Origin of the sequence: Sporosarcina jeotgali (genome assembly GCF_033304595.1) — a bacterium.
GTDB lineage: Bacteria > Bacillota > Bacilli > Bacillales_A > Planococcaceae > Sporosarcina > Sporosarcina jeotgali.
This window is the reverse complement of record NZ_CP116341.1, coordinates 105,001-125,559: the sequence shown is the minus strand read 5'-3', so window position 1 is coordinate 125,559 and position 20,559 is coordinate 105,001. Positions and strand designations below refer to the sequence as shown.

Genomic DNA, 20,559 nt, shown 5'->3' with positions numbered 1-20,559 from the left:
AGCTGCATTTGTGACCGGCTGAATCGCATGAAGTTGCTATGGATGCTCTTCAAGCTTACTGAATCGATTTTAACTCCGAAACTGTTTCCCCTGTCTTACCCACTACTTTCACTTCACCTATACCTTTCACATAATACCTTTTCTGGCCGCTGCTGTTAGATACTTCTACAGCATTTGTAAATGTCTTATAAGGCGTACTTACAGTCTTGTTCACTCCAGTTATGGCATTGGATTCGAGCATATCCATACCCGGCTGCCATTTGGAGTTTACTTTTATCGGATAAGCTAACTCTTTACTGCCGTGCGGAATAGGAAATACCATGTAGAGTCCGTCTTTGTCTTCTGTTTGGTCAATATATTCAATACTGCCGTCGCTTGTATCTTTGTATTCCCACAGATATCCGTAAAACGCATTTCCTCCAAATTTCGTGTGGACTTTCTTATAAGAAATCTGGATTTCGCCCTGGGATTTTGCGTAAATATACGTTTTCGTCAAATCATATGCATACCCGTCTGTTTTCATGGTACGCTGTTTAAACTCAATGCTCAGTCCACGGGCCATAAATGCTGAGAATTGCTCACGTGTCACGTATGCAGCGGGTCGAAACGTACCATCGGGATATCCGGTGAGTACGTGAGAACCAGCAAGTGTTCCAATCGCATAAGAAGCTTTCATATTATACCCAACATCACTAAACTCTCCCGTGGTGCCCGCTTGAGACCAAAAAATACGCGAAAGTATCATCGCCATATCGCCACGTGAGATGGGGGTGTCTGGACGGAACGTGCCATCTGCAAAGCCACTCAAATGACCGCGGTCCCAAGCTGAGTGAATATAGCCGCTTGCACCATGATTTTTACTAACGTCCTTGAATTTCGTATTTCGTTGCGTGCCATCGAGTTTCAGCATACGACCAATCATAATCGCAACCTCTCCCCGTGTTACATTTTTCTTGGGTTGGAAGTTCCCATCGGAATACCCGCTGATAATATTCTGTTCAACTAAATAATTCATTTCATCGTGAAAACGGCTGGTATCGGGAACGTCCGGGAATCCTGCTGCCGCAGCTGGCTGTGCAGCTAGAAAGAAAGACAAAGCTAGTACGGTGAGCATTGCAGACAATCGCTTCATAAAATCTCTCCTTTAATAGTTTGTATCTTCAGATTACCAATAATTTCACATTTTATCAATTTTACTTTAATAGATTCTATTCCTTAACCTACTGGCTCCATTTACTGAAATACGCTATCCTTATAAGAATAGATTATTTGAAACTTAACAAAAGAGGTGCCGTCATGAAACCAGTGATACTCGCTGAAAAGCCATCCCAAGCAAAAGCTTATGCGGATGCATTTACTGCACGTAAACACGAAGGCTATATGGAAATTCATCCGTGTCCGACGTTTCCGGAAGGGGCTTTTTTGACGTGGGGTGTTGGGCACCTCGTGGAATTGAAAGAACCGCATACATACAATCCCGCATGGAAACGCTGGTCACTTGGCAGCCTGCCGATTTTGCCTGATCACTACGAATTCCAAGTATCTAAAGGAAAGTTCAAGCAATTCCAAGTCGTGAAGAAATTAGTCAAAGGGACTGATACGGTCATTAACGCGTGCGATGTGGATCGCGAAGGATCGAATATTTTCTATAGTATTTACGATCAGACAGGTGCACGCGGACAAACGATTAAACGTCTTTGGATTAACTCCTTAGAAGCCGATGAAGTAATCAAAGGGTTTGAGAACTTACGCGACAATAAGAAGGATTTGCAAATGTATGAAGAAGCAAAGTCCCGCCAGATCAGTGACTGGCTCGTTGGGATGAATGGGTCGCGGTTGTATACGCTGTTATTGAAAGCGAAAGGGATCGAGGAAGTATTCCCGATTGGACGGGTTCAATCGCCGACTGTGTATTTGATTTATCAGCGGCAGCGTGAAATTGAGACGTTTGTCTCTGAACCATTTTTTGAAGCAGAGGCGCTATTTACCGCGGCAAACGGTACGTATAAAGGAAAGGCCAAGCTGAAAGAGCCGAAGCGTGAGCTGATCGCAGATGCCCTGAATAGCCGCGGTATCACGAAACGAACACCCGGAACTATCACGGAGCTGAAAACTGCTGATAAACGCATGCCGCCGCCACAGCTGCACTCACTTTCCACTTTGCAGGCAACTGCAAATCGCCGCTGGAAAGCAAGTCCTGCGACAGTCTTGAAAACGATGCAGACACTGTATGAGAAGAAACTTGTCTCGTATCCGCGTACGGACACGCGCCATATTACGCCGAGTGAGTTCAATTACTTGGCGGCATCGGTTGAAAAATACCAGGAGCTCATTGGACAGTCATTCGAGATCGCTTCGAAAACACCAAAAAAGCGCTTCGTGGACAGCTCAAAAGTTCAGGAACACTATGCCATTATCCCAACAAAAAAGGTTCCTACAGCAGCTGCCATTTCCAGATTGGCACCGTTAGAACGGAACTTATATGAAGAAGTTGTCCGGACTGCACTCGCGATGTTCCACCGGGATTATTTATATACTGAAACCAAAGTGACGACAGACGTCAACGGACTCCCCTTCTTTACGACCGGAAAAACGGAAGTGGACAAAGGCTGGAAAGAGTTATTTTCAGCACCTCCGAAAAAAGGAAAAGAAGCGGACGAACCCGCACTGCCTCCTTTGGAGAAGAGTGAAACGGTGCAGAGTGAAATTGGTATTAAAGAAGGCGCGACCCAGCCGCCAAAACCATACACAGAAGGACAGCTGATCGCGATGATGAAAACGTGCGGTAAGCTCGTTGAGGATCAGACAGAGACCGATATTTTAAAAGAAATTGAAGGGCTTGGTACGGAAGCAACCCGAAGTAATATTATCGAAACGATAAAAAAGCATGGTTATATTTCAGTTACGAAAAACATTGTATCGATCACCGACAAAGGACGCGTCCTATGTCAGGCGATAGAAGGCAGTCTGCTCGCGAGCCCCTCAATGACAGCAAAGTGGGAAACGTATTTGAAAAAAATCGGCAATGGCGAAGGAACTGGCCAGCACTTTTTAGGAAGCGTATCGAAATTCATTTATAAACTGCTTGAAGACGTGCCGGTCCAACTGGAGAAGCAAAAGATCGATATCGTATTGCCTCCTTCAAAATCTTCAAGTCGAAAATCTTATACTGTAACAGAAGTTGCCCCCTGTCCGAAGTGCGGAAATGGCATGATTGTTGCGCGCAAAGAATTTTACGGCTGCAGCAACTATAAAAACGGCTGCAAGCAAACGTTTCCTGGACTGTTTTTGAAAAAGAAACTGACTCAGCCTCAAGTAAAACTGCTTTGCACAAAAGGAAAAACAAACGTCATTAAAGGATTCACGCATGCGAACGGTCAGAAATTTGACGCTATGCTTGAATTGAAAGAAGGAAAAATAAACTTAGTCTTTGTGTAACAAAAAACGGAAAGCCCTCTTATGATAAGAGTGGCTTTCCATTTTTCATTCAGCTATTACAGCACGGGTGATAGAAGACGTGAAATGCCTTCTTTGAATTTAATAAGCAGCGAACGCTCTGCATAGCGTTCAGGCGTCAGCTCCGAACTGACCTCAATGTCTTTCAAGAACAATCTATGCAGCTGTTTCGCTATTTTTTCATCGTAGACGATTGCACTGACTTCGAAGTTTAAATGGAAACTGCGAGAGTCGATGTTCATCGTTCCCACTGCTGCCACTTCTTCGTCAACAACGATGGTCTTTGCATGCAAAAATCCATTTTCATACAGTAAAATCTTAGCTCCATAATCGAGTAAATCACCAGCATACGCCCACGTTGCCCAATAGACAAACGGATGATCCGGTTTACATGGAATCATGATTCGCACGTCAACTCCAGACAGCAATGCAATTTTGCATGCATCCATAAAGCTTGTATCCGGTATGAAATAAGGCGTTTGAATATAAACGCTTCTTTTCGCAGATAAGATAAGTTTGATGTACATGTTTTTTAAGTGCTCTGTAACAGAATCCGGTCCGCTCGAAACGACTTGAATCGGGCTCATTCCTTGGTTAGGTTCTTCCGTAAATGTGTACTCCTCCCATTCACCCGGCTTGTTATTGCCGGCACGATGCCAATCCAGTATGAACTTCCCTTGAATGTGGTGGACGGCTTTTCCTTTAATACGCAGGTGTGTATCCCGCCAGTAGCCAAACTTTTTGTCCAGCCCCAGGTACTCGTCCCCGACATTGAATCCGCCAATATACGCGATGCGTCCATCGATAATGACTAGTTTTCGGTGATTCCGGTTGTTTACTCTGAAGTTTATCAACCTGAAAAACGATGGGAAAAACACCTCGACTTCGCCGCCTACTGCACGCAATTCATCAAAAAACTTAGGTGAGGTCCTTTTGGAACCGACTTCATCATACAGGAGACGAACTTTCACCCCTGCCTTCGCACGCTCTATTAAGGCATCCCGAAGTCTTGTCCCTAATGCGTCAGACTGGATAATGTAATACTGAACATTGACTTCCTTTTCAGCTGACTGAATATCCGCAATTAAGGAATCGAATTTCTTGTGTCCATCTTCGAAGATCTGGATGTCATTATCCGTGGATAATAGTCCATCCGATGATATCAAGTTCATGTGAATGAGTTCTTCATGTTTCTTGAGCAACGGAGACTGTTGAACCTTTTCTCTATAGACTGTCGATAATTGGTGATTCACTTCCGTATCAATTTCTCTTCTCTCTTCATCCGTCAGCTTATAGAAGTTCTTTTGCTTCAAATTCCGACCGAGGAACAGATAGATGAAAAAGCCCGCTATAGGAATAAACACCATGACTAATATCCATGCCCATGTATTCCCGATGTCGCGTCTTTCGAAAAACAGTACTCCCACCAGCAATAAAAGATTGATCACTATTGTAATGGATAAAATCAACGTAATTATATATCCTATTCCCATAAATACACCTGCCTTCTTGTTTTAATTTTAATGAAAATTATACTTTTCAATCCTTAAGAATTCATATTGATGCATCGATTCAATTCTTTAGAAAGTAGTATTCACTATACCATGGACCCTATGAAAAGAAATATGATCCTGAAAAAATAGTTTTTCCAACGAGAAGCTGATGTTGTTTTTTACAATTGATCGTTACTCTTGCTTTATCTAGTTAAACGATTATAATTAGTTTCACTTAACAAACAGGATGTGATTACATGAAACTTATCCATGCGCTGGACCAATTCTATTACGAACAAATTTTAAAAAGCCTTCGTGAAATGAATCACAATAATGTGTATGGAAATTTGACTTATAATAGTTTGCTGTATATGGAAGTCATTTTGTATAACGAAAAGTGCACGGCCAGTTTTTTAGCAGATACACTTCACGTAGCACGCTCTGCAGTTACTGTGAAAGTTAATGAACTAGTCGCAAAAGGGATTGTTACGAAAACACCATGCAGCACTGATAAGCGCGTCAACTACTTAAGTGTCCGCCCTGAAATTGCGGAGGACTACAAACAGTTGGATGTTTCATTGAAACAAGCAATTGCAGAAATTGAAGATCGTTTTTCAGCATCGGAAGTTGCCTCTTTTGTTGCTATGTTAGGGATCATCCGAAAACACCATCAGTAATCGTCAGCTTAAATCACTCTAAACATGGAAGAGGTTTTTGAATGGAACAGAAACAGTATGAATATTTAGCGGATAATCCGAACGTGAAAGTGCTCCCTATTATGTTAACGCTCATAATTGGTGCCTTTTTCGCCATTTTAAATGAAACATTATTAAATATCGCGCTCGTCACCCTGATGGATCAGTTCTCGATTTCGTTAACAGCTGTTCAATGGATGGCGACTGGGTTCATGCTCGTCATGGCGATTGTCATACCGATTTCTGCACTGCTGCTTCAGTGGTTCACAACGAGACAGCTGTTTTTAGGAACGATGGTCGTATTCACGCTGGGTACAATCATTTGCGCAAGTGCCCCTGCATTTTCTATCTTACTAGTTGGCCGGCTGATTCAAGCAGTCGGAACTGGTTTATTGATGCCAATCATTTTCAACGTCTTCCTGTTAATTTATCCTCCTGAACGACGCGGGAAAGTGATGGGGATGATTGGTCTCGTCATTATGTTTGCTCCTGCAATCGGACCTACGCTGTCAGGAGTTATTGTTGAATACTTAGGGTGGCGCTATTTGTTTATCATCGTCATTCCCTTCGCGTTGTTCTCAATTGCCTTTGCCTACAAGTATCTGGTTAATGTGTCAGAGGTGACAAAGCCTAAGATTGACTTCGTATCTCTCTTGTTCTCAACAATTGGTTTCGGCTCCATTGTCTATGGATTCAGTTCTGTCGGAGAAAGCAAAGATGGATTTGCAAGTCCGAACGTCTGGCTGTTCATCGGCATGGGAGTTATCGGCATCGCGCTATTTGTTTGGCGTCAGCTTAAGCTCGACGAACCTATTATGAATATGCGCGTATTCCGCTATCCTATGTTTTCACACGCGGTCGTGATGTTTTTGATCATCATTATGGCGATGTTCGCCTCAGAAATCATTTTGCCAATCTATATGCAGGGTCCACTGGCTTTAACTGCGGCGACAGCTGGATTGGTTCTGCTGCCGGGCAGTATCTTGAACGGAATCATGTCTCCATTTATGGGTGCCTTGTTCGATAAGTTCGGGCCCCGTGTGTTGATGATTCCCGCAACACTCGTGTTAAGCGGCACGATGTTCATGATGAGTCAGTTGACCGTGGATACACCTGTATGGGTAGTTGTTGTCAGTTATATTCTCATCATGCTGTCTGTCTCCGCTATCATGATGCCTGCGGAGACGAATGGTCTGAATCAGCTCCCGAAACGTCTTTATCCTCATGGAACAGCTGTTATGTCTACACTGCAGCCAGTTGCAGGGGCGATTGGTGTATCTGTTTTCATCAGCATTATGAATTCCCGGCAGCTGCACGTCTTGCAAAAGTCGTCAACGCCGACAGATCCTGCGACGATGAACCTAGCGTTGGTGTCAGGTGTTGAATTGGTATACTTCATAGCCTTTGCAATGTCGATTGTCGCGGTTGTGCTTTCGTTTGTTGTGTACCGCGCGAAACCAAGTGACGATGATGAAGTCAGTCTTTCAAAGGAGTGAAGGCTTGTGTCTGCAAACCGCTATCGAAATATGGATCCGAATGCCCGGACCGCAACATTCAAGGAATTGGTGCGCTGGCAAATGGAGCGCTTCCGTAAACAAAAAGATATGAGCTTCAAAATTGGCCAAGTCGAAGATAAACAACTGGAAATCCTTCATGCCGGCCAGAAGGATTTCACGATTACTTGGATTGGTCACTCAACGTTTCTGATCCAGCTTGCTGGTTTGACGATTGTGACAGATCCCGTTTGGGCAAAGAGCATGGGATTCAGTGAAAGACTGGAAGAGCCCGGACTTTCCATAGATGAAATCCCGCCAGTCGATATTATTTTGTTATCGCATTCTCACTATGACCATATGGATGTGCCTTCTTTGAAGAAACTGAAAGGCACGCCTGCCATACTTGTCCCCGAGGGGCTTGGCCCTAAAGTGCGCAGACTGATGAAAGAAAATCGAGTTTATGAGCTGCCTTGGTGGGGACAAGTGCATATCGGTGCTGTTGAATTCCACTTTGTTCCGGCTCAGCACTGGACGAAACGAACACTGACAGATACAAATACCTCTCATTGGGGCGGCTGGGTCATTCAACGGAGAATACCAGCTTCAAATGAAGCATCTGACTCGATTTACTTTGCTGGTGACAGCGGGTATTTCCAGGGATTTCGTGAGATTGGTGAAAGATTTCCGGCTATTACGTATGCACTCATGCCAATTGGTGCATACGAGCCCGAGTGGTTTATGGGGACCCAGCATATGACACCTGAAGAAGCCATTCAGGCGTTTGTGGATGTCAGCGCTGAGGTGTTCATCCCCATGCATTACGGAGCCTTTTATCTTGCGGATGACACTACAGAAGAAGCGCTGAATCGCCTGCTTGCCGAGTGGAAGCAGCGTGCACTGAAAGACAAACAGTTAAAAGTATTGAAGCATGGAGAGACGATTGCTTGACACTTTTTACAGAAAGTAAGGATGTTTTTTCTTATATCACCGCAACGATCCTGCCTGAGGATGGTTGCGGGTTTTTCTTTTTAATTACTTAATCTCAAAGCATCCACCTTATATAAAAATAATATTGCTTATTTTCTGTCTATTTGATACGTTGGACAAATAGGATTATTGGAAGGCGATTCACTGTTTGGAATTCATTGGGGGATGAGTTTCATAGAAATCCAACTAATTCGAACGAATCTATAAAGGGGATGGAGAATTGACAATCGAGTTGCAAGAAGCGGAGTTGAAGAGAGATCCGGAGCTGCCACGTACGACTGATGGCAAGTTAGATTATGAGCGAATCATCGAGACACCCGAGTTTAAGCATCTGGTCAAAAAGAAGAATCGCTTTTTAACACCTTATGTCATTGCATTTTTTGCGATATATCTGCTGTTGCCTATTCTGACAGGATACACGTCCATCTTAGAAACCCGGGCTATTGGCTGGATGACGTGGACATGGGTATACGCATTTGGATTGTTCGTGATGGTATGGGTATTCACGCAAATCTATGTGAAAAAAGCACGTGACTTCGATAAAGACGTTGACCAGATTATCCAAAAACACGTTAGAGACTAAGGGGGACTCCGTTTATGAGTATGATTTCTATCGCAATCTTTTTTGCTGTGATTTTATTAACACTCTATATTACGTACTGGGCTGCAAAACAAACGCAGACTGCCAGTGATTTTTATACAGCGGGTGGCTCACTCACAGGCTGGCAGAATGGCATGGCCATCGCAGGCGACTATTTATCCGCTGCCTCATTCCTTGGAATTGCTGGTGCAATTTCGCTGAATGGATTTGACGGATTTTATTACAGTGTCGGGTTTTTGACCGCATACCTGGTTGTGCTGTTCCTAATTGCTGAACCGCTTCGAAACCTTGGTAAATATACGATGGCGGATATGATTGGTTCTCGGTTTGGCGCGAAGAAAGTCCGCGGAGCCGCCGCTTTGAATACGATTACAATTGTCCTGTTTTACATGCTCGCACAGCTTGTTGGCGCTGGTGCGCTGATTAAGTTGCTGTTTGGCATCGACTACTGGATTTCTGTTCTCATCGTGGGCGTAATGATGCTCATTTATGTACTGTTCGGCGGAATGACCGCAACGAGCTGGGTTCAAATTGTAAAAGCAATCTTGCTTATGATTGGTACGATTGTGATTTCGTTCCTCGTGCTCATGAAATTCAATTTCAACTTCGTGGGGATGTTCGATATTATGCGAACTGCGACCAATCATGGAGAGTCCTTCCTGCATTCGGGTGTTGTTTATAAAGATCCGATTGGCTTAATTTCCGTATTGCTTGCGCTTGTGTTAGGTACTGCAGGTCTTCCTCACATTTTGATGCGCTTCTTTACGGTGAAAGATGCGAAGACTGCACGTTCGTCAGTTGTCTACGCAGTATGGATTATTGGGATTTTCTACGTGTTGACGATTTTCCTAGGATTCGGTGCTGCGAAGTTTGTTGGATCTAAGGCAATCATTGCAGAAAACGCAGCCGGAAACATGGCTGCACCGATGCTTGCAGGTGTATTAGGCGGGGATGCATTAGAGTCGTTCGTTGCAGCAGTAGCGTTTGCTACAATTCTAGCTGTCGTAGCTGGACTAGTATTATCCGGTGCTTCCGCCATTGCTCATGACCTTTACGCTGAGATTATTATGAAAGGCAAAGTAACAGAGAAGCAGCAAGTGAAGGCTGCGCGTATTGCTGCAATCAGTGTTGGGATTGTATCCATCTTGCTGGCCCTCGGTTCTGAAAAACTGAATGTAGCGTTTCTAGTGTCGCTGGCCTTCTGTATTGCTGCATCTGCAAACGTTCCAACAATCTTACTGACAATCTACTGGCGTAAATTTAATACGACAGGCACAGTTGCATCGATGCTGACCGGATTAATCACGGCGCTTGTGCTGGTTGCGGTCAGTCCTAACGTCATTAATCCGGTTCCCGGGGCTGCGTTCTTCGTAGGAGATCCACTGTTCCCATTCGTGAACCCGGCCATCGTCTCGATCCCGGCTGGATTCCTAGCAGCTATTGTCGGAACGTATATCGGAGCGAAACGACATGAAGAAGCTGAAGTTGCGTATGCAGAAGTCCGATTCAAAGCGGAAACTGGATATCGCGGATTGTAATTTGATGAGGTAGCTGAGCAGATAGGTGAAAACCTGTGAGTCTGTCACTGTAGAGTGATGGATTTGCAGGTTTTTTTGGTTTTTGGGCGGGTGAATTGTGGCAATGAGCGGGTTCCTCGCCGGAACGGGCGGGTTGGCCGCCAGAACGAGCGGGTTCCTTGTCGGAACGAGCGGGTTGGCCGCCAGAACGAGCGGGTTCCGCGCCGGAAGCTGCTGCAGATCAAAAAACCGCTCCTATGAATAGGAGCGGCCAAATTGAATCAATTATCTTTTTTCCGTACGGTCAATTAGGAACGTCATCACTACGAATAGCGCAAAAGCGAGTAACAGAATTGTTCCGCCTACAATATAAAAGACAAGTGCGAACGTTTCATTAATATCAAATGGATGGATGAACTGGAGCCACATCCCAGCAGTTAATCCGATTGAACCGATAATCGCTGCCCACCCGTGAACTGCCACGAGTTTCGTTGCGCGCACGCGATAAATTTTATAAAAGACGCCCCATGAAAAGACAGATAGCCAACCTACTAACAAGATGTGTGCATGAATGGGTTTAAATGCGTAGGATCCTGATCCCGCCATATGTGAACCAAGCACCGTTCCGACCAATCCAAATAACGCAGCAATTCGTATTAAGCGTATACTCCATTTTTCCTGCATGTTGCATTCCTCCTGTATCGTTCTGATTACCTTTATCATACGACCCGAACATGAACGCAACATGTACTGCACATTACAGTTTGGGCAAAATAATTGTAAAGACGGTTCCTTTTCCTTTTTCACTCGCGACGGAAATCTCTCCATTGTGGAGCTCAATCACTTGCTGAACAATGGATAACCCCAGGCCAGTCCCTTCGGCGGCAATTGTCCGTGAGTCATCTTCCCGGTAAAATCGGTTGAAGATATGCGCGAGGTTCTCTTCTGCAATCCCAATTCCGGAATCTCCGATTTGCACAGTTACAGAGGTTTCATCTGAAACTAAGGAAACATCGATGGTGCCGTAATCAGCCGTATATTTTAACGCATTCGACAACAAGTTCTCCCATACCTTCTCAAGAAACGCCGGATCCCCGATTATCGCAGAGTCCTCAATTTCCATAGAAAGTGAAATTTGTTTCTCCTCGAGCAACCATCGGTATTTGCGCACTGTCTCTCTCAACTGTTCACTGACATCATATGAAACAGGCTTCAACGGACTCATCATCTGATCAAGTGACGTCAGCAAGAGCAGCTGTTTGGTTAATGACGATAAGCGATCAGTCTCGGACTGGATCACTTTAGCATAGCCAGCCCGTTCTTCAGCAGGCAGCGATTCATCCATCAACAGGCCCGCATAGCCCTTAATATTCAATAGCGGCGATTGAAAGTCATGAGACACGTCACTGATGAACTTCTTGCGTATTAAATCATTTTCTCCCAAACGCTCGGTCATTTTTTGGAAACTTTCCGCCAGCTGTCCAATTTCGTCTTTCTGATGAATCTGCAGGATGCCGCTGAATTCTTCTTTCCCCACTTTCTTCGTTGCCAGCGTCAGTTGTGTAATCGGCCGGATCAGACGTTTTGCCACAATCAACATTGCTAACAGACTCGCGATTGCCATCACTATGACCATACCGCCAAGCAAGTAATGAACTTCTGTGAAAAGCAACTTAATATCCGGACGCAAAAACAGGGCATACTCCTCACCCTTATATGTAAATGGAACGCCGACTGTATTCGCGGTTTCATCTGAAAAGAAGCCTGTCACAAAGGTTTCTGTCGGATAGTTTTTCATGCCGTGATAGTCCGTTCCTTGAAGTACGGATTTCACATCGCTTTCTTCTAAGTTATCCAGACGAAATGACTGCCCGTAACGCTGGCCTTTTAAGTCTTCATTTACAATCAATAACTTGTACCCTGCTGCCGCTTGCGTTTCCAAATAGAGGTCTAAGTCATCAGGTGATGCTTTTTCAATGTAACTTACGAGTTGTCGAGCGATGTTCATATTTTTTTCATCATTCGACCCTTTTAAGTTTTGATGATAAAACGTATTGACCGCCAGAAACGCCGCAAGTGCGCTGAACGCCATGATTCCTGCTGTATAAAGCAGAAACTTACCATATAGGGACCTCATACTGCACCCGTGTCCAGCTTATAACCGACACCCCGTACGGTTACGATACTTACTTGCTCTGGGAGGCCTTCCAGCTTATCCCTCAACCGCTTAATATGGACATTCAATGTTTGTTCATCGCCTTCATAGTCAAATCCCCATACTCGATCCAGCAATACCTCCCGCGTGAACACCTGATTCGCACGTGATGCCAGAACCGACAACAGTTCAAATTCTTTCAATGGCAGCAGCAATACTTTGTTCCCAATTGACACTTCATAGGTTTGACGATTAATGGATAAGGGTCCTGCCTGTATAAATACATCGACCGCTTTGTCATAACGCCGCAGAATCGCACGGATTCGAAACAGCAATTCCTTCGGTTCAAAAGGTTTTACCAGATAGTCATCCGATCCCGCTAGAAACCCCTTTTCCTTATCCTCTAGTTCTCCTTTTGCAGTAAGCAATAGTACAGGGATATCCCATTCGGAACGCAGTTTCTTCGTCAGTGCATATCCGTCCATTTCAGGCATCATCACATCGACGACAGCAAGGTCTGGTACTTCTTTTTCCATGAGCTCCAGCGCTTCCCGGCCGTTCTTTGCTTTCATCACACGATAGCTCGCAGCAGATAATGTTATGCGGACCAGCTCTAAAATATTTGGATCATCATCGACCGCTAAAATTGTTAACATTTAACCCGCTCCTTTTTTTAGACTTACTCCACTCTGCATTCAATAATCCAGAAATCAAAATAATAACGGCGGTCATGTAAAACCAAATCACCAGCATGATGATTCCTGATAACTGACCATATAATCGTGTGTAATCTACTGCCGTTACCCATCCTCCAAATAGATACGAAAACAGCTGCCATCCAAGCGTCGAGAGCAATGCACCCGGCACCGCTTGACGAAATAATACTTTACCACTCGGAACAATTTTATAGAAGAGCAGGAAAAAGACAAACAAAAACATTGTACCCAGTCCCCATTTTACTTTGGGCCATAAAAACAGCCAGCCTTTCCAATCGTCAATTCGATCATAGTAAGCGATAACTTCGTGGAGAATGTTTTCAATGAATGGAAGAAGAATGGAGAGAGGTACTACGAGCATGAATAGTAATGTCACCCCAAGATCACGGATTAACGATAGCCAGAACCCTCTCTTCCGTATATACCCATTTGCCAAGTCCAGCGAACGTGCTAAAGATTGTACCGTTACAGAAGATAACCAGAATGCTCCTGCCAAACTGAAATACAACCATTTTCCTTTCCCGTTTCTCAACACCTCACGAACATTGTCCTCAATCAGCAGAAAAGACTGCTCAGGTATAAACGGTCGTAAAAAGCGAAACAGAATCTCCTCATTGACCGGAAACAAATTCAATAATGAAAGGACAAAAATGAAGAATGGCAACATAGATAACAGCAAGTAATAAGCGGTTTGAGCGGCTTGATCGAAAAAACGTTCATTTATAAATCGTTTGAGGACCTTAATCCCTATTTTCATAGAAACTCTCCTTTTATAAAAACTAAGCCATATGTCGTAAGTTTTACAAGCTTCCTCCTTTTTTTAGTATACTTCAAATTTTTAGTTACCTTATACTGCAAAAAGATGTATACTCTACATATTATCTAGATTTCAGACCTTTATCTTGCGTTTAATCGATGTTTCTAAAAAGTTTTAAGACTACTTGTCGAATGCTTATGTCCCAATCTGCCACTTCTATGACCCTATGCTACCATTTTATAAAATTTCACTACTAGGGAGAGTGTGCACATGCGAATTGCAGTTACTAAAGGGGCTGGCTTTATTGGTTCCCATTTAACTACACGACTCTTAGAACTTGGCCCTCGCGTAGTTGTTATTGATAATCTATCGAATGGGAAGAGAAAGAATCTAAACCCACAATCTTCCCTATCCGTCTCGGTGGAAGATCCATTGAAAGACGCTGCAGTATACGGCGTCCCAGTGACTTTGCCCATCTCACAAGAGCATGCACTTGAACCTCTATCCCCATACGGATTGTCAAAAAGAACATATAGACCCAATATTCGATTGACGTGTGCCCATCATAACCTATCTCATTCCATTCTACGCTATTCGAATGTCTATGATCCACGTCAGGACAGGAATTCAGACTAATATTTCAGAGGTGACCCGTTGTTTAGGGCAAACAAGCGAGCTGGAGATTTGGAACACGGTACTCTAAACAACTTTAGAGTGGTTGAACAACTCTACGGGCCGCCGTGTGATAGTTTCCCAAATGGAATGTCGGAATACTGGAGGTTTTTGATGAAAGGACGTGAACTAGTATGAGAAGTGAGCATTCAATCGTTTATGGAACCGAAAAGAACTGGATCATTTTAATAGAGCTTGTCACAGTTACACTACTTTTTGTTTTTGCAGCAAGCTACCAGCTGTTAAACCTGGAATGGATAGGAACTTTGTTGGCTCTAACAGCCTTTTTGTTCGGAATTCGTTATGGAATTGGCTACTCTTTAGTCACAATCACTGGGGGAATTGGGCTCCACTTGTTCTACGCGACGCAAGCCGGCAGCAATCCCCTCAACCTTCTCCATGAACCTGGGTTTGTCCGGTTTGCAATATCCATTTTCGTAATTGGGCTGCTAAGCGGCGCCTTCCGTACTTCACTCAACAAACGTTACCAGAGTCTCTTTCATGAAAAAGAAGACTTACAGCAAGAGTATGAGCAATCTCGACAAGCACTCACCGCTTCTCAAGATGCGAATAACCATCTGAAGAAGAAAATAGTCGAAAATGAAACCAACCTTGCCACTATATATGCAATTACGAACTTGCTGAACCGGGGGCACTCTGAAAAGATCTTGAACGAGGCAATCCGTATTATACAAGATCATTACAGAGCAGAAGTGTATGGTATTTATCATGTAGATCATTCCAACAAAGTTTGGCGCCTGAAAGTTCACCGCAGTTCGGGTGAAGAACAAATGCCGCCTTCATATTTTTACGAAGATCATCCATTCCTTTTCAAAAAAGTCCTCACTCAAAAAGAACTGTACATGCGTTCAATAGACAATCCTGATTCTTCTGGTCCTCTCATCTGCGCGCCTATCTATACCGGAACTGCTGTGAAATATGTATTAGTCATTCGAAAAGTTGATTCGTTTCGTGTCACGCCCGATGGACTCGAAACACTTAAATGGATTCTTCGATTTGTCGCTGATCCTCTAACTGTTGCTTTGCAAAAAGAGCAAGTTCGACGAGAAAAAGTACTAGTTCCCGGCACACCTTTTTATACAACTTCCTATTACAGCGATATGCTAGCCATTCATCAAGAACGGAAACATCGTTTTAACCAGCCTTACTCATCCTTTACCGTGTCCCTTCCAAAGAAACCTCTTAATATGAACAAACTATTCGACTTGTTGAGGGATGAATTGCGTGAAATGGATATCATCAGTTGGAACCCTTCTTCATATCAATTGCTATTTTTACTCCCAAGTACAGATGTAAAATATTCAGATGGTATCCAGACACGAATTGCCAATTCTCTTCTTAAGGGGGTGGTCTAATGCATATCTCATTACTTATTATTTTGTGCATTTTATATGCTAAATGGGAAGCTAATGTATTTCATTCCACCACAGTGATGCCCACATTCCCAATAGATTCTATTCAAGAAAGGATAAGGAACTTTCGGATTAACACAATCTAGTTTATGTGTCAAACCCGCAAACATTATCGGAAAATAATTCCTTCAATCTATTTAACAAATTGACTTGACAAACATATGCAAGTTATAGTATTGGTAGTAGCCAATGGCTAACTAAAAACTACCCGTTAGAGGGTTGTGAAGGGCAAACCTATTGAAAAATAGGGGCGCAAAGGTATGGGTCGTCGATACTTCTTAAAAAAAGTATACCGATCGCCAGCCTACTAACCTCCCTTCCCTTCTAATAGCCTAGGAGGGCTTTTTGTGTTTAAGAAACTTTTTCCCGTCCTGCTCCTCTGCCTCTTGTTTGCTAGTACTGTTTCCGGAAAGGAGACTTTTGCAGCGATGGATTCTTCTCCACTTGACCACGTTCAATCCTATAAAATCTTTTACGATGAACCGACTCAAAAAATACAGCGTCAGATGAAAAAATACGACCTGGTCATTGTAGAACCAGCTTTTTATACAAAAGAGCTTGTTACGAAATTACAAAAGTCTGGAACAAAGTTGTATGCGTACGTATCAGTCATGGAATCAGATACATGGAACACTGAACGAATCGAGTCTCTCCAACCACAAGACTTCTTCATTAAGAATGGGGAACGTGTCCATTTTGAAGAATGGGATTCTTATCTCATGGATATGACATCTTCTCATTACCGTTCTGTTCTAATGAATGACATTCAAACACAAGTAGTCGATAAAGGGTTTGATGGAGTATTTTTTGATACAGTCGGTGATATGGAAGATCAATTTTACGGCAAAGACCCTCAGCAGTATAATGCACAGAAGAGTGGTTTCATCACATTGCTGAATCAGCTTGATCGTCAATATGAAAACCTCTCTAATATTCAAAACTGGGGAATAGAGCTGTTTAGAGCGGACACGGTTCAATACATGGATGCTCTTATGTGGGAAGGATTTGAATACAAATCTATGACGAGAGATGAATGGTCCCAAAATCAGATTAAAGGTCTTCAGCAATTACAAAAGAAACACAACTTCAAAGTGCTAACTGTTTCATTTGAACAACATGCGAAGAGCAAGAAGTATGCAGAGAAACAAGGTTTCCTTCATTACGCAGAACATAAAAACTTCAACCAATGGTAATTGGTTAAAGCTCATACACCCCTCCAAAGCGGATTAGCTTTGGAGGGGTTTTTTAGTATGTAACCTTAAGATTACTTCAAGTTTGCTCATTTATTTCCGAATCTGCTTTTAGATGTAGCATTCTGATCATAAACCCAGGATTCCGCTCATAAACTCGACATTGTGATCATAAATCCTCAATTCCGCTCATAACCCCAGCATTCTGATCATAAATCCCGATTTCCGCTCATAAACTCGACATTGTGATCATAAATCCTATATTCCGCTCATAAACTCGACATTGTGATCATAAATCCTAAATTCCGCTCATAAGAAGCCTACCTCCACCTATCCTACCCATCCACATATAATAAGTTTCTCCCAAATAGACACCATTCAACCAGCCTTTTACCACCTGGATAAAAAAAAAATTCAACAAACAAAAAAACGAGCCAAGGAATGAATTCCTCGACTCGTTTTATGAATTGCCCGGCAACGTCCTACTCTCACAGGGGGAAGCCCCCTACTACCATCGGCGCTGAAGAACTTAACTTCCGTGTTCGGTATGGGAACGGGTGTGACCTCTTCGCCATCATTACCAGACAACTTGAGCTTGTTCGCTCAAAACTGGATAAAACCAACATTGATGTTTCAAGACAGCCTTACGGCTCTTCACTTATATTTGGGAAAGTCCTCGATCTATTAGTATCTGTCAGCTCCACATGTCGCCATGCTTCCACACCAGACCTATCCACCTCATCATCTTTGAGGGATCTTACTTACTTGCGTAATGGGAAATCTCATCTCGAGGGGGGCTTCATGCTTAGATGCTTTCAGCATTTATCCCGTCCACACATAGCTACCCAGCGATGCCTTTGGCAAGACAACTGGTACACCAGAGGTGTGTCCATCCCGGTCCTCTCGTACTAAGGACAGCTCCTCTCAAATTTCCTGCGCCCGCGACGGATAGGGACCGAACTGTCTCACGACGTTCTGAACCCAGCTCGCGTACCGCTTTAATGGGCGAACAGCCCAACCCTTGGGACCGACTACAGCCCCAGGATGCGATGAGCCGACATCGAGGTGCCAAACCTCCCCGTCGATGTGGACTCTTGGGGGAGATAAGCCTGTTATCCCCGGGGTAGCTTTTATCCGTTGAGCGATGGCCCTTCCATGCGGAACCACCGGATCACTAAGCCCGTCTTTCGACCCTGCTCGACTTGTAGGTCTCGCAGTCAAGCTCCCTTATGCCTTTGCACTCTGCGAATGATGTCCAACCATTCTGAGGGAACCTTTGGGCGCCTCCGTTACTCTTTAGGAGGCGACCGCCCCAGTCAAACTGTCCGCCTGACACTGTCTCCTGCCCGGATCACGGGCAAGGGTTAGAAGTCCAATACAGCCAGGGTAGTATCCCACCATTGCCTCCTCCGAAGCTAGCGCTCCGGTCTCTCAGGCTCCTACCTATCCTGTACAGGCTGCACCGGAATTCAATATCAGGCTACAGTAAAGCTCCACGGGGTCTTTCCGTCCTGTCGCGGGTAATGCGCATCTTCACGCATATTATAATTTCACCGAGTCTCTCGTTGAGACAGTGCCCAGATCGTTACGCCTTTCGTGCGGGTCGGAACTTACCCGACAAGGAATTTCGCTACCTTAGGACCGTTATAGTTACGGCCGCCGTTTACTGGGGCTTCAATTCGAAGCTTCGCTTGCGCTAACCTCTCCTCTTAACCTTCCAGCACCGGGCAGGCGTCAGCCCCTATACGTCACCTTACGGTTTTGCAGAGACCTGTGTTTTTGCTAAACAGTCGCCTGGGCCTATTCACTGCGGCTCTCTCGGGCTATACACCCTACCAGAGCACCCCTTCTCCCGAAGTTACGGGGTCATTTTGCCGAGTTCCTTAACGAGAGTTCTCTCGATCACCTTAGGATTCTCTCCTCGCCTACCTGTGTTGGTTTGCGGTACGGGTACCTCCCACCTCGTTAGAGGCTTTTCTTGGCAGTGTGAAATCAGGGACTCCAGGGTATACACCCCTTGCCATCACAGCTCAATGTTAGAGAAACGGGATTTGCCTCGTTTCACACCTCACTGCTTAGACGCGCATGACCAACAGCGCGCTCACCCTATCCTTCTGCGTCACCCCATCACTCAAACGGTGGGGAGGTAGTACAGGAATATCAACCTGTTGTCCATCGTCTACGCCTATCGGCCTCGACTTAGGTCCCGACTGACCCTGAGTGGACGAGCCTTCCTCAGGAAACCTTGGGCATTCGGTGGAAGGGATTCTCACCCTTCTTTCGCTACTCATACCGGCATTCTCACTTCCAAGCGCTCCACCAGTCCTTCCGGTCCAGCTTCAACGCCCTTGGAACGCTCTCCTACCACTGACACCAAAGGTGTCAATCCGCAGTTTCGGTGATTCGTTTAGCCCCGATACATTTTCGGCGCAGCGCCACTCGACCAGTGAGCTATTACGCACTCTTTAAATGATGGCTGCTTCTAAGCCAACATCCTGGTTGTCTGGGCAGCGCCACATCCTTTTCCACTTAACGAATACTTTGGGACCTTAACTGGCGGTCTGGGCTGTTTCCCTCTCGACTATGGACCTTATCACCCATAGTCTGACTCCCAAACATAAATCATCGGCATTCGGAGTTTGTCTGAATTCGGTAACCCGGGATGGGCCCCTAGTCCAAACAGTGCTCTACCTCCGAGATTCTAACGTTTGAGGCTAGCCCTAAAGCTATTTCGGAGAGAACCAGCTATCTCCAGGTTCGATTGGAATTTCACCGCTACCCACACCTCATCCCCGCACTTTTCAACGTACGTGGGTTCGGGCCTCCAGTAAGTGTTACCTTACCTTCACCCTGGACATGGGTAGATCACCTGGTTTCGGGTCTACGACCCCATACTCATTCGCCCTATTCAGACTCGCTTTCGCTGCGGCTCCGCATTCTCTGCTTAACCTCGCATGGAATCGTAACTCGCCGGTTCATTCTACAAAAGGCACGCCATCACCCATTAACGGGCTCTGACAACTTGTAGGCACACGGTTTCAGGATCTATTTCACTCCCCTTCCGGGGTGCTTTTCACCTTTCCCTCACGGTACTGGTTCACTATCGGTCACTAGGGAGTATTTAGCCTTGGGAGATGGTCCTCCCGGATTCCGACGGAATTTCACGTGTTCCGCCGTACTCAGGATCCACTCTGGAGGGGATGAATTTTCGGTTACGGGGCTTTTACCCACTCTGGCGGACCTTTCCAGGTCGCTTCGCCTAACTCATCCTTTTGTAACTCCGTATAGAGTGTCCTACAACCCCAGGAAGCAAGCTTCCTGGTTTGGGCTTTTCCCGTTTCGCTCGCCGCTACTCAGGGAATCGATTTTTCTTTCTCTTCCTCCGGATACT

16 protein-coding genes, 2 rRNA genes and 1 riboswitch (1 of these 19 only partly in view) are annotated in these 20,559 nt (G+C 44.7%); of the genes, 10 read left to right on the top strand and 8 right to left on the bottom strand.

Annotation, left to right across the window (positions count from 1 at the left end):
* Window positions 1–55: 55 nt before the first annotated feature.
* The gene (locus tag PGH26_RS00650; protein ID WP_323692112.1) at window positions 56–1,132 is read right to left on the bottom strand and encodes an S-layer homology domain-containing protein; all 1,077 of its coding nucleotides are present in this window, start codon (window positions 1,130–1,132) and stop codon (window positions 56–58) included.
* Window positions 1,133–1,296: 164 nt separating this feature from the next.
* Between PGH26_RS00650 and PGH26_RS00645 the strand changes: the two genes are divergently transcribed.
* Window positions 1,297–3,438 (top strand): type IA DNA topoisomerase, encoded by a 2,142-nt coding sequence (locus PGH26_RS00645; protein WP_323692111.1) that lies wholly within the window; start codon window positions 1,297–1,299, stop codon window positions 3,436–3,438.
* A gap of 56 nt (window positions 3,439–3,494) precedes the next feature.
* On the opposite strand, the gene cls is transcribed toward PGH26_RS00645, so the two are convergent.
* Window positions 3,495–4,949 carry a cardiolipin synthase gene (gene cls / locus PGH26_RS00640; RefSeq protein WP_323692110.1) on the bottom strand — a complete coding sequence of 485 codons (1,455 nt, stop codon included), beginning with the start codon at window positions 4,947–4,949 and terminating at the stop codon, window positions 3,495–3,497.
* Between the two features lie 257 nt (window positions 4,950–5,206).
* Here cls and PGH26_RS00635 point away from each other — a divergent pair, with 257 nt between their 5' ends.
* From PGH26_RS00635 to PGH26_RS00610, 6 genes are all read left to right on the top strand, one after another.
* Window positions 5,207–5,626, top strand: a complete 420-nt coding sequence (locus tag PGH26_RS00635) for a MarR family winged helix-turn-helix transcriptional regulator (protein WP_323692109.1) — start codon at window positions 5,207–5,209, stop codon at window positions 5,624–5,626.
* A 41-nt stretch (window positions 5,627–5,667) separates the two neighbouring features.
* The gene (locus PGH26_RS00630) at window positions 5,668–7,140 is read left to right on the top strand and encodes an MDR family MFS transporter (protein ID WP_323692108.1); all 1,473 of its coding nucleotides are present in this window, start codon (window positions 5,668–5,670) and stop codon (window positions 7,138–7,140) included.
* 30 nt (window positions 7,141–7,170) lie between these two features.
* Window positions 7,171–8,088, top strand: a complete 918-nt coding sequence (locus PGH26_RS00625) for an MBL fold metallo-hydrolase (protein ID WP_323693437.1) — start codon at window positions 7,171–7,173, stop codon at window positions 8,086–8,088.
* A gap of 259 nt (window positions 8,089–8,347) precedes the next feature.
* Complete coding sequence (locus PGH26_RS00620) at window positions 8,348–8,710, top strand: DUF485 domain-containing protein (protein WP_323692107.1); 363 nt, start codon at window positions 8,348–8,350, stop codon at window positions 8,708–8,710.
* 14 nt (window positions 8,711–8,724) lie between these two features.
* Window positions 8,725–10,266 (top strand): solute symporter family protein, encoded by a 1,542-nt coding sequence (locus PGH26_RS00615; RefSeq protein WP_323692106.1) that lies wholly within the window; start codon window positions 8,725–8,727, stop codon window positions 10,264–10,266.
* A 97-nt stretch (window positions 10,267–10,363) separates the two neighbouring features.
* Window positions 10,364–10,510: a hypothetical protein gene (locus PGH26_RS00610; RefSeq protein ID WP_323692105.1), complete on the top strand. Its 147-nt coding sequence runs from the start codon at window positions 10,364–10,366 to the stop codon at window positions 10,508–10,510.
* Between the two features lie 20 nt (window positions 10,511–10,530).
* Here the strand turns inward: PGH26_RS00610 and PGH26_RS00605 are convergent, their stop codons facing one another.
* The 4 genes from PGH26_RS00605 to PGH26_RS00590 all read right to left on the bottom strand — a co-directional run bounded on the left by PGH26_RS00605 (window position 10,531) and on the right by PGH26_RS00590 (window position 13,873).
* A complete protein-coding gene (locus PGH26_RS00605) occupies window positions 10,531–10,929 on the bottom strand; it encodes a hypothetical protein (protein ID WP_323692104.1) in 399 nt (132 codons plus the stop codon).
* Between the two features lie 73 nt (window positions 10,930–11,002).
* On the bottom strand, window positions 11,003–12,382 hold the full coding sequence (locus PGH26_RS00600; protein ID WP_488803654.1) for a sensor histidine kinase: 1,380 nt from the start codon (window positions 12,380–12,382) through the stop codon (window positions 11,003–11,005).
* On the bottom strand, window positions 12,379–13,056 hold the full coding sequence (locus PGH26_RS00595) for a response regulator transcription factor (RefSeq protein ID WP_323692102.1): 678 nt from the start codon (window positions 13,054–13,056) through the stop codon (window positions 12,379–12,381). Before PGH26_RS00595 ends, PGH26_RS00600 begins: the two co-directional genes overlap by 4 nt.
* Window positions 13,031–13,873, bottom strand: coding sequence for a YihY/virulence factor BrkB family protein (locus PGH26_RS00590; protein WP_323692101.1), 843 nt, complete (start codon window positions 13,871–13,873; stop codon window positions 13,031–13,033). The genes PGH26_RS00595 and PGH26_RS00590 overlap by 26 nt, the downstream gene beginning before the upstream one ends.
* Window positions 13,874–14,143: 270 nt before the next feature.
* Here PGH26_RS00590 and PGH26_RS00585 point away from each other — a divergent pair, with 270 nt between their 5' ends.
* The 3 genes from PGH26_RS00585 (at window position 14,144) to PGH26_RS00575 (ending at window position 17,171) form a co-directional block, all read left to right on the top strand.
* Window positions 14,144–14,509 (top strand): NAD-dependent epimerase/dehydratase family protein, encoded by a 366-nt coding sequence (locus tag PGH26_RS00585; RefSeq protein ID WP_323692100.1) that lies wholly within the window; start codon window positions 14,144–14,146, stop codon window positions 14,507–14,509.
* 170 nt (window positions 14,510–14,679) lie between these two features.
* Window positions 14,680–15,921 (top strand): hypothetical protein, encoded by a 1,242-nt coding sequence (locus tag PGH26_RS00580; RefSeq protein WP_323692099.1) that lies wholly within the window; start codon window positions 14,680–14,682, stop codon window positions 15,919–15,921.
* 274 nt (window positions 15,922–16,195) lie between these two features.
* Window positions 16,196–16,290: riboswitch (cyclic di-GMP riboswitch) on the top strand.
* Between the two features lie 35 nt (window positions 16,291–16,325).
* On the top strand, window positions 16,326–17,171 hold the full coding sequence (locus tag PGH26_RS00575) for a glycoside hydrolase family 191 protein (RefSeq protein ID WP_323692098.1): 846 nt from the start codon (window positions 16,326–16,328) through the stop codon (window positions 17,169–17,171).
* Between the two features lie 466 nt (window positions 17,172–17,637).
* Here the strand turns inward: PGH26_RS00575 and rrf are convergent.
* Window positions 17,638–17,753, bottom strand: a 5S ribosomal RNA gene (gene rrf / locus PGH26_RS00570).
* A gap of 79 nt (window positions 17,754–17,832) precedes the next feature.
* Window positions 17,833–20,559 (bottom strand): 23S ribosomal RNA (locus PGH26_RS00565); it runs 205 nt beyond the window's last position.

Bases quoted from the DNA above. Each gene is read 5' to 3' on its own strand.
- PGH26_RS00635 (WP_323692109.1), top strand. From the start codon at position 5,207: ATGAAACTTATCCATGCGCTGGACCAATTCTATTACGAACAAATTTTA.
- PGH26_RS00605 (WP_323692104.1), bottom strand. From the start codon at position 10,929: ATGCAGGAAAAATGGAGTATACGCTTAATACGAATTGCTGCGTTATTT.
- PGH26_RS00615 (WP_323692106.1), top strand. From the start codon at position 8,725: ATGAGTATGATTTCTATCGCAATCTTTTTTGCTGTGATTTTATTAACA.
- PGH26_RS00625 (WP_323693437.1), top strand. From the start codon at position 7,171: ATGGATCCGAATGCCCGGACCGCAACATTCAAGGAATTGGTGCGCTGG.
- PGH26_RS00650 (WP_323692112.1), bottom strand. From the start codon at position 1,132: ATGAAGCGATTGTCTGCAATGCTCACCGTACTAGCTTTGTCTTTCTTT.
- PGH26_RS00600 (WP_488803654.1), bottom strand. From the start codon at position 12,382: ATGAGGTCCCTATATGGTAAGTTTCTGCTTTATACAGCAGGAATCATG.
- PGH26_RS00585 (WP_323692100.1), top strand. From the start codon at position 14,144: ATGCGAATTGCAGTTACTAAAGGGGCTGGCTTTATTGGTTCCCATTTA.
- PGH26_RS00645 (WP_323692111.1), top strand. From the start codon at position 1,297: ATGAAACCAGTGATACTCGCTGAAAAGCCATCCCAAGCAAAAGCTTAT.
- PGH26_RS00595 (WP_323692102.1), bottom strand. From the start codon at position 13,056: ATGTTAACAATTTTAGCGGTCGATGATGATCCAAATATTTTAGAGCTG.
- PGH26_RS00580 (WP_323692099.1), top strand. From the start codon at position 14,680: ATGAGAAGTGAGCATTCAATCGTTTATGGAACCGAAAAGAACTGGATC.
- PGH26_RS00630 (WP_323692108.1), top strand. From the start codon at position 5,668: ATGGAACAGAAACAGTATGAATATTTAGCGGATAATCCGAACGTGAAA.
- cls (WP_323692110.1), bottom strand. From the start codon at position 4,949: ATGGGAATAGGATATATAATTACGTTGATTTTATCCATTACAATAGTG.
- PGH26_RS00590 (WP_323692101.1), bottom strand. From the start codon at position 13,873: ATGAAAATAGGGATTAAGGTCCTCAAACGATTTATAAATGAACGTTTT.